The organism is Brevundimonas sp., assembly GCF_035627475.1.
Lineage (GTDB): Bacteria > Pseudomonadota > Alphaproteobacteria > Caulobacterales > Caulobacteraceae > Brevundimonas.
The window spans coordinates 1-1,176 of record NZ_DASPLR010000036.1; the positions used below are offsets into that span (position 1 = coordinate 1).

Genomic DNA, 1,176 nt, shown 5'->3' on the forward strand with positions numbered 1-1,176 from the left:
ATACCGGCTCACGGCTGAACTGACTCTCGGGCCGCAGGGGATTCCCAAAAGAAGGCGAACATGATTCACTGAAGCTCCACCACGAGTGGGGGTGACCATGTCGGCGAGCCTCAAGATCGCGGAAGGGATGACGGCGGCGGACCTGCGGCACTGGGCGCGGCGGTGCGGCAACGGCCGAGCGGCGGCGCGGGCCTACGCCATCGCCAACGCTCTTGATGGGCTGGACCGTGCGGAGGCGGCACGCTTGGCGGGTATGGAGCGGCAGGCGTTGCGCGACGCGGTGCGGCGCTACAACACGGACGGGCTCGCGGGCCTGTTCGACCGGCCGAAGGGCCACCGGGCCGAGTGGCTGACCGACGCGGAGCAGGCGGCCTTGAGCGCCGTGGTGTTCAAGGGGCCGGACCCTGCCGTGGATGGGGTGTGCACCTGGACCTGCGAGGCGCTGGCGGTGTGGATCGCCACCAAGTTCGGCAAAACCTTTCATCCGCACAGCGTCGGGCGGACGCTGAGGCGGCTGGGCCTGTCGCGCCAAAAGGCCCGGCCCGTTCACCCGAAAACCGAGAGCAAAGCGCAGGAGCGCTTCAAAAAAGGGGGCTTCGCAGCGCCCTGATGGAGGCCGCCGAGGCGCACCCCGGCAAGCGCATCCGCGTGTTCTTCCAGGATGAAGCGCGGTTCGGGCAGAAGGGGCGGCTGTGTCATCGGTGGTGGCTGAAGGGCCAGCGTCCCCCTGGCCTGTGCGACCAGAGGTTCGATTGGACGTACCTCTATGCCGCCGTCGAACCCAAGACGGGGGACGGCTTTGCCCTGGTCCTGCCGACGGTGTCCACCCTGGCCATGACCCGCTTCCTCGCCGATTTCGCCGCCACCCTGGCTCCGGACGACCACGCCGTCATGGTCCTCGACGGCGCCGGTTGGCACGCCAGCAAGAGCCTGGTCGTTCCCACCAACCTCACCCTCGTGCCCTTGCCGCCCTATTCGCCCGAGTGCAACCCGGTCGAGCGCATCTGGCTCTTCTTGCGCGAGAAACTGATGTCGCTGCGGGTCTTTCCCGATCAGAACGCCATCATCGACGCTTGTTGCGACGCCTGGAACGCGCTCGTCGCCGAAACCGGCCGCATCAAATCCCTCTGCTTCCCGCCGTGGCTCCAGAAGGTCATTTCATAGGAGAGTCGGTAT

At 67.2% G+C, this 1,176-nt stretch carries 2 protein-coding genes; both read left to right on the forward strand.

Annotated elements, in window-relative coordinates; translation table 11 throughout:
• The first annotated feature begins 97 nt into the window (after positions 1–97).
• A complete protein-coding gene (locus VEA62_RS09970) occupies positions 98–610 on the forward strand; it encodes a winged helix-turn-helix domain-containing protein (protein WP_324821168.1) in 513 nt (170 codons plus the stop codon).
• A complete protein-coding gene (locus VEA62_RS09975; RefSeq protein WP_324821170.1) occupies positions 610–1,164 on the forward strand; it encodes an IS630 family transposase in 555 nt (184 codons plus the stop codon). The genes VEA62_RS09970 and VEA62_RS09975 overlap by 1 nt, the downstream gene beginning before the upstream one ends.
• The last annotated feature ends 12 nt before the right edge of the window (positions 1,165–1,176 follow it).